Source organism: Archangium sp., assembly GCF_036389735.1.
In the GTDB taxonomy this organism is placed as follows: domain Bacteria; phylum Myxococcota; class Myxococcia; order Myxococcales; family Myxococcaceae; genus Archangium.
Map to the genome: position 1 here is coordinate 1 of NZ_DASVWK010000415.1, position 7,361 is coordinate 7,361.

Consider the following 7,361-nt stretch of genomic DNA (forward strand, 5'->3'; position numbering starts at 1 on the left):
CACTCCTCGCGCGACTGCCCGGTGAAGGCGCTCCAGCCCGGCTGCTCCTCCACGAACTCGCCCGAGGGCGGCGTGGCCCAGATGATGTCCGAGGTGGCTGTCACCAGCGAGCGGAAGCGCTCCTCGCTGTGCCCCAAGTCGCGGGCCAGCGCCTCGGCGGTGCGGCGCGAGCGCACCAGGTCCGTCACGTCGTAGGCGAAGATGGCCACGCCCTCCACCCGCCCGGAGCCATCGCGCTGCGGGTGGTAGGCGATGTCGAAGAACATCTCCTCGGACGGCGAGGCCCCCGGGCGCGACACCACCCGCACCGGCCGGGCGCGGCCCACGTAGGAGTTGCCCGTGGAGAAGACCCGGTCCATCACCTCGAAGACGCCCTGGCCCTCCAGCTCGGGGAGGGCCTCGCGCGCGGCCAGGCCCACCAGGTCGCGCCCCCCGTAGAAGCGGCGGTGCAGCAGGTTGGAGAAGACGAAGCGGTGCTCGGGCCCCCGGGTGATGCTGACGGAGGCGGGCGCCAGCATCAGCATCTCCTGGAAGCGGGCGCGCTCGTTCTCCACGCTGGAGCGCGCGAGCTGCTCCGCGGACAGCAGCCGCACCCGCTCGTTCTCCGCCAGCCGTCGCTCGGACACGTCCCGGGTGAAGACGACGAGGCCCTCGCCCGAGGGGAAGGCGCGCGTCTCCAGCCACAGGTGGGCGGGCGCGAAGAAGTCCTCCACCGTCACCAGCGTGCGCGCGTCCATGGCGCGGCGCCACGCGGGGGCGAAGGCCGAGTCCACCACCCCGGGCAGCGCGGCCCACAGCTCCTGCCCCAGCAGTTGCTCGCGCGAGCGGCCCAGCAGTCGCTCCCCCACGGCGTTGAGCCAGGAGAGCCTCCACTGACGGTCCACCACGAGGATGCCATCGGTGACACCGTCGAGCAGCGGGTCGAATCCCGCTGGGGCCCGACTCTCCGGCCCCCCGGTCGGAATTCTTGGCGACTCGTGGTTTTCCTTCATGGGCGCGAGGACAGGCTTAGCAGAGGCCCCCGATGTCCGCTCGCGGGGGCGGGTCAGACTGTTGGGCGGCGACCGGAGAGGCGCGACCGCCGGGCACCCAAGGTAGGAGTAGCGGACACCCGGGGAGCGTGAAGCCCGTCCAGGGAGAGGGGAGGCGGCCTCGGCGTCTCCGGCCTTGTGCCCTCGGGGAGCATCCGTTAGCTGTCGGAGCGCACCCCATGTCCACCGACGCCCCCACTCCCCCTGGCCCCGTGCAGCGCTCCGCCCACCGCTTCCTGTGGGTGGCCCTGGCCTGCGCCGTGTGCTGCATCGCCATCGCGGTGGGCCTGCTGCGCTCCAAGCCCCTGGAGCGCTACGGCGCCCTGCCCTCCTTCACCTTCACGCGCCAGGACGGCCAGCCCTTCGGCCGCGAGCAGCTCGCCGGGCGCCCCTGGGTGGCCAACTTCATCTTCACCCGCTGCCCCACCATCTGCCCCGTCTTCACCCAGAAGATGGCGCGCTTCCAGAAGCAGACGGACGAGTTCGGCGGACAGCTCGCGCTGGTCTCCTTCTCGGTGGACCCGGAGTACGACACCCCCGAGCGCCTCACCGCCTACGCGGCGAAGCACGGGGCGGACCCGGCGCGCTGGAGCTTCCTCACCGGCGACTACCAGCAACTCAAGGGCATCATCGTCGGCGGCTTCAAGATGGCCATGGGGCGCAACGAGGAGGACCCGCAGGACCTCCCCAACATCTTCCACGGCAGCCACTTCGTGCTGGTGGACCGCACCGGCGAGATTCGCGGCTACTACAACAGCGAGCACGACGACGAGGTGGAGCGGCTGCTGCGCGAGGCGAAGCAACTGGTGCGCGGCGGCGAGTAGCCCGGAGGGCGAGGAGCCGAGCAGCCGACGAGACGCCTGACAGTTCCCCTGGGGCGCGGTTCATGACGCGCCGCTTCCAAGCCGCCCCTCCGTGCATACCTTGGCCGGAAAGGGACCAGAGCGAGGGGAATGATGGACATGGAATTGAGCGCGACGCGGCTCGTGGAGCGGCTGAAGGAAGCCGCGGTGAGGGTGGGCACCGAAGGGGTGAAGGTGGTGGTGGACAGCACCGTCACGGCGGTGAGGATGATGGACCGCCTCCAGGAGCTGCTGCCGACCCGGGAGCGGGTGATGCGGCTGGTGCGCGAACCGGCGCGGGCGGCGGCGAGCCCCAACACCCGCCCGATGTGGGAGACGGAGCCGCGGCTGGAGCGGCCCATGCGGGCGAGCCCGGTGCAGGCGCGTCCCATGCAGCCACGCCCGGTGAGGCGCGTGACGAAGGTGCCTCGGGAGCAGCGCGAGACGGCGGAGCGGGTGCTGGCGGAGGTGGAGGCGGTGCAGGTGCGCCTCAAGGAGGCCAAACCCGCGAGGCACCCGCTGAAGGTGGCGCCGGACCTGGAGGAGGCCGCGCCCAAGCGCCGCAAGACGTCGGGACGCAAGACGAGCCCGGTGGCGACGACGTCGCCGAAGCAGGCCACGGCCCCGAAGGAAGGTGGCTTCAAGGCGAAGCGAGGCCAGAAGCACCGCCACTAGCGTGAGGGGAGCTGGCCCCGGGGGTTGTCAGCGTGCCCCGGGAGGCCCCGCTACCCGCGCGTCACCTTGGGCGAGGTGGCGCGCGGAGCCACCTTGCTGCGCATGCGCGAGTTCTTCATGGAGACACCGGAGGCCTTCATCTGGGCGGCCTTCTCGGCGGCGAGCCGTTCGGCCTCGGCCTTGCGAGCGGCCTCCTCGGTGGCGAGGCGAGCGCGGTACTGGGCGAGCACCTCGCGCATGCCCTCGGCGGTCAGGTCGACCTGGGCGCGGTGGAGCCGGTAGAGCAGGTCCTCGCGCAGGGTGCCCTTGGAGCGGGCCTGCTCGACGAGGCCGGAGAGGCCGACGACGATCTTCGGCCGCTCCTCCTGCGTCTGGAGGCAGCGGACGATGAGCCCCTGGGCGCTGCTGGTGAGGCGGGTGACGTCGGGGATGAACACCACCCCGCGAGGCTTCTTCAGCGCCTCGCCCATCTGCTCGGGCAGACGGACCTCGACGAGCGGACCCTCATGAGAAAAGTGTCGCGCCGCCGCCGCCGCCCACGTTCGTCGCTCGTCCTCCGTTCCCCCGGTCACCAGGACCGAGGCACGGTTCGTTACGAGTTCCTCTTCGCGATAACCCCGCGGTGTCAAAGGCAGACCTCCTCCGTCATTGACTGCGACTTGGACAAAGCCTAACGCAAGTCGGGTTTCCCGTCGAATCGGGCAAGTGCGCCGGGGCCGGAGTTTCGGCCCCGGACGCGATTTTCCCCCAGTATTTACATGGAGTTACAGTTGCAGACGGGGCCGACGAAACCTGTCGGGATGGGCCGGCGGGGAGCACCCCGTGGGGGCGGAGGGGGCTCGGGCCGGAGCGTGTCCTCCCCGGCCCCAGGGGGCGACTTACGGAGCGACGCCCGGAGCGACGATCTCGATATCCCCCGCCCAGAAGGGCGGCTCGTTGTCACCAATCCAGGAGGTGTGGCCGTAGCCGAGCTCGCCGTTGCCGTTGTAGCCCCAGCACCGGGCCTTGCCGGTGATCAGCAGGGCGCAGGTGTGAGCCCAGCCGACCGAGATGGCATAAGCGGAGGTCCCTCCCAGGTCCACGGTGGAGGCGGACGGCTGGGACAGCTGGGTGGTGTTGCCGTAGCCGAGCTGGCCTTCGTTGTTGTAGCCCCAGCACTTGACGCCACCCGTGCTCAGCAGGGCGCAGGAATGGGAACGGCCCCAGATGTCACTCTTGCTCGCGACGACCTGCAGCACGGTATCGCCCACGCTGACATCACCGACCGACGCGGGCGTCTCGTCGTCACCGATGGTGCCGTGGCCCGGATAGCCGAGTTGTCCATGCCAGTTGTAGCCCCAGCAGCGCACCGTGCCCGTCTCCAGCAAGGCGCAGGTGTGATAGCTGCCCGTGCTGAGCTGCTTGACGGGGCCTCCTACGTCGACCTCGCCCACGGAGGAGGGGTCCTCGTCGTCACCAATCCAGGTGGTGTTGCCATGGCCGAGCTGGCCGTGGGCGTTGTAGCCCCAGCAACGCACCTTGCCCGTGGTGAGCACCGCACAGGTGTGATAGCCGCCCGCGGCGACGTCCTTGACGAGCCCACCCACATCCACGTCGCCCGCCGTCCACACGGCCTCGGTGTCACCCACCTTGTCGGTGTGGCCGTAGCCGAGCTGGCCGTTGATGTTGTAGCCCCAGCAGCGGACCTTGCCCGTGGTGAGCACCGCACAGGTGTGGTGGATCCCGGCCGTGAGCTTCGTGGCCCGGCCCCCCAGGTTCACGTAGCCCTGGCTCACCACCGGCTCGCCATCGCCGACGTTGTCGGTGTGTCCGTAGCCGAGCTGGCCGTGGTCGTTGCGACCCCAGCAGCGCACGAAGCCGCTGTCCAGCAGGGCGCAGGTATGGTCGCCGCCCGTGACGACCTGGACGGCCTTGTCCACCAGGTCGACGTTGCCGACCTTGGAGGGGCGCTCGTTGTCGCCAATGGTGACCGTGTTGCCGTAGCCGAGCTGGCCGGAGGCGTTGTACCCCCAGCAGCGGACCTCGCCCTCATCCAGCAACACGCAGTTGTGGTTGCTGCCGGTACTGATGCTCCGCAGCCCGCCGAGGTCGCCCTCCTCATGGAAGTCATCCGGGAACTGGTCCGGAGTCAGCGCGTACGTCAGGGTGGTCTTCCCGTCCCGGGCGTCGGTGACGACGAGCGTCAGCGTCCCCTGCAGCAGGGGCGTGTAGTTCAACATCCTGACGGGGTTGGTGGTCCCCTCGTCGGTGAGGGAAGGCTCGGGGTCGAAGGTGCCGGTGGCCGAGAAGCTCCACTGGTAGGACAGCTCCGTGAGGGGCGCGTCATCCACCACGGTCGCCTTCCAGAGCACGTCGCTGGTGCCCACCGGACGGTGGGCGGCGATGGCGTTGATGACGGGATTGAAGACCACCTCGATGCGCGGTTCGAGCACGTCCTCGTGGCCGCCGACCGGCAGCACCCGGGTCTTGAAGGTCGTCGTCACCGAGTGGCCCGCCGCGTTGGTGACGGTGAGCTCGTGAGTGAACTCGGCTTCCTCGGAGACATCCGGGGGCGTGTACTGACTGACGAAGGTGCCGGCGGCGGCCACCAGGGTGATGAAGCCGCGCTGGGGCAGGAAGGAGCCCCCGCCCGAGGCGGGGTTGATGGCGTAGGTGAGCTTCTCCTGGGGGGCGGCGACGATGGAGAAGCCGATGTTGCCGCTCTTGTCCTCGAGGAAGGCCGCCGGGATGGTGATTCGGGTGATGCGCGGCAGCGTGATGGGCTTGTTGTCATTGCTGGGAGCCAGGACGATGGTGACGGTTTGTCTGTCAGCCGTGAGCGTCTGGTCGGTGCTGCCGCTGAAGAGCACGTCGTTGGAGGCGTTGAAGGCCTTGGCGAGGAAGGTGACGGGCTTGTCCCTGGGCAGGAAGGGGAGCGTCCCGGCCCACTTGCTGTCCGTCTTGGTGAGCTCGAAGTTCTCGTAGATGAGGGTGTCGGTGCTCACTTCCTTCACGTTGATGCGGATGCGGGTGATGTCCGCGGTCGAGAAGGCGAGGGAGGAGACGCGCCCGGGGCGGGAGACGGACGAGGTGCTCGCCTCGTCCAGGGCGATGGAGAAGGAGGCGCTGACGGTGTCAGTGGCCGGGGCGGTGGGCGTCTTGTCCGAGCCACTCCTGCTGCAACCGGAGCCCATCCAGAGGGCGGGGAGTAGACAGAGGATGCCGAGCAGGCCGCGGCGGGGACGGAAATTCCACGAGTGAGTCATTGTCCCGAATGGAGCCGGTGACCCGGAAAATCATGCAGGAAATCCGCGGGTGGCCCCGCGTTCAGGCGGGGAGCACCCCGACGGCGCCCCGGATCCCGAGTTGGCTCAAGGCATCAGGGACTGCACGGGTGACGGTATCGCTGCTTGTTCCCCGTTCCCCAGCTGGCCCTCGCGGTTGAAACCCCAGGCCCAGACCGTCCCGTCAGCACGCAGGGCCAGGGAGTGATGGTTGCCCGCCGCGACGGCCTGGACCCCGGCGAGGCCCTGCACCTGTACGGGCGTGGTGCGCCCGGTGGTCGTCCCATCCCCCAACTGGCCATAGCCATTGTTGCCCCAGGCCCAGACCGTCCCGTCGGAGCGCAGCGCCAGGGAGTGATAGTTGCCCGCAGCGACGGCCTGGACACCCGTGAGGCCCCGCACCTGTACGGGCGCGGTGCGCCCGGTGGTCGTCCCATCCCCCAATTCGCCCCGGCCATTGTTGCCCCAGGCCCAGACCGTCCCGTCGGAACGCAGCGCCAGGGAGTGTGATTCGCTCGCCGCGACGGCCTGGACCCCGGTGAGGCCCTGCACCTGCACGGGCGTGCGGCTCCCGGTTTTCGTCCCATCCCCCAACTGGCCATCGTCGTTTCGACCCCAGGCCCACGCCGTGCCATCAGAACGAACCGCCAGGGCGTGGTAGGAGCCCGCCTCCAGGGACTGGACGCCAATGAGGCCCTGCACCTGCACGGGTTGGAAGCGGCTGGATGTCGTCCCATCCCCCAACTGGCCATCGCCATTGAAGCCGCAGGCCCAGACCGTCCCGTCGGAACGCAAGGCCAGGGAATATTGACCATCCGCCGCGAGGGCCTGGACCCCGGCGAAGCCCCTCACCTGCTGCGGGGTACTGGTCGTCCCAGCCCCCAACTGGCCATGGCTGTTGTTGCCCCAGCCCCAGACCGTGCCGTCGGAATGCAGGGCCAGGGAATGGTGGAAGCCCCCGGCGAGGGCCTGGACCCCGGGGAGGCCCTGCACCCGCACCGGCGTGGTGCTCCTGTCGACCGTCCCATCCCCCAACTGACGGTAGTCGTTGTGACCCCAGGCCCGGACCGTCCCATCCGAAGACAGGGCCAGGGAGTGTAATTGGCCCACCGCGAGGGCCTGGACACCCGTGAGGCCCCGCACCTGCACGGGCAGGGAGCGCCACCAGGTTGCCGTCCCCGTCCTCAACTGGCCATGGATGTTGCTGCCCCAGCCCCAGATCGTGCCGTCAGCACGCAGGGCCAGGGAATGTTGGGTGTGCGCCGCGAGGGCCTGGACATCCGTGAGGCCCTGCACCCGCACCAGCGTGGTGCGCCGGGTGATCGTCCCATCCCCCAACTGGCCATCGTAGTTGTAACCCCAGGCCCAGACGGTGCCATCGACACGCAGGGCCAGGGAGTGTCCGGAGCCCGCGGCGAGGGCCTGGACACCGCTGAGGCCCTGCACCTGCACCGGCGTGTTGCGCCCGGTGGTCGTCCCATCCCCCAACTGGCCCTGGCCGTTGTTACCCCAGGCCCAGACCGTGCCGTCGGAACGCAGCGCCAGGGAGT

Annotated in this window: 5 protein-coding genes and 1 pseudogene; 2 read left to right on the top strand and 4 right to left on the bottom strand. The window is 69.7% G+C overall.

Annotated elements, in window-relative coordinates; all coding sequences use genetic code 11:
* On the bottom strand, positions 1-992 hold a 992-nt coding region (locus VF794_RS14890), incomplete at its 3' end, for a PAS domain-containing protein (protein ID WP_331110909.1).
* 218 nt (positions 993-1,210) lie between these two features.
* Between VF794_RS14890 and VF794_RS14895 the strand changes: the two genes are divergently transcribed.
* Together VF794_RS14895 and VF794_RS14900 are read left to right on the top strand one after the other, a co-directional pair.
* The gene (locus VF794_RS14895) at positions 1,211-1,855 is read left to right on the top strand and encodes an SCO family protein (protein WP_331110911.1); all 645 of its coding nucleotides are present in this window, start codon (positions 1,211-1,213) and stop codon (positions 1,853-1,855) included.
* A gap of 129 nt (positions 1,856-1,984) precedes the next feature.
* Positions 1,985-2,548: a hypothetical protein gene (locus VF794_RS14900; protein ID WP_331110913.1), complete on the top strand. Its 564-nt coding sequence runs from the start codon at positions 1,985-1,987 to the stop codon at positions 2,546-2,548.
* Between the two features lie 50 nt (positions 2,549-2,598).
* Here VF794_RS14900 and VF794_RS14905 read toward each other — a convergent pair whose 3' ends face one another.
* The 3 genes and pseudogenes from VF794_RS14905 to VF794_RS14915 form a co-directional block, all read right to left on the bottom strand.
* Positions 2,599-3,120: a Fis family transcriptional regulator gene (locus VF794_RS14905; protein ID WP_331110915.1), complete on the bottom strand. Its 522-nt coding sequence runs from the start codon at positions 3,118-3,120 to the stop codon at positions 2,599-2,601.
* A gap of 306 nt (positions 3,121-3,426) precedes the next feature.
* Positions 3,427-5,793 (bottom strand): RTX toxin, encoded by a 2,367-nt coding sequence (locus tag VF794_RS14910; RefSeq protein WP_331110917.1) that lies wholly within the window; start codon positions 5,791-5,793, stop codon positions 3,427-3,429.
* A gap of 105 nt (positions 5,794-5,898) precedes the next feature.
* Positions 5,899-7,361: pseudogene (locus VF794_RS14915) on the bottom strand (RCC1 repeat-containing protein); the annotation flags it as partial.

Coding starts and splice junctions, on each gene's coding strand:
- VF794_RS14895 (WP_331110911.1), top strand. CDS start 1,211: ATGTCCACCGACGCCCCCACTCCCCCTGGCCCCGTGCAGCGCTCCGCC.
- VF794_RS14900 (WP_331110913.1), top strand. CDS start 1,985: ATGATGGACATGGAATTGAGCGCGACGCGGCTCGTGGAGCGGCTGAAG.
- VF794_RS14910 (WP_331110917.1), bottom strand. CDS start 5,793: ATGACTCACTCGTGGAATTTCCGTCCCCGCCGCGGCCTGCTCGGCATC.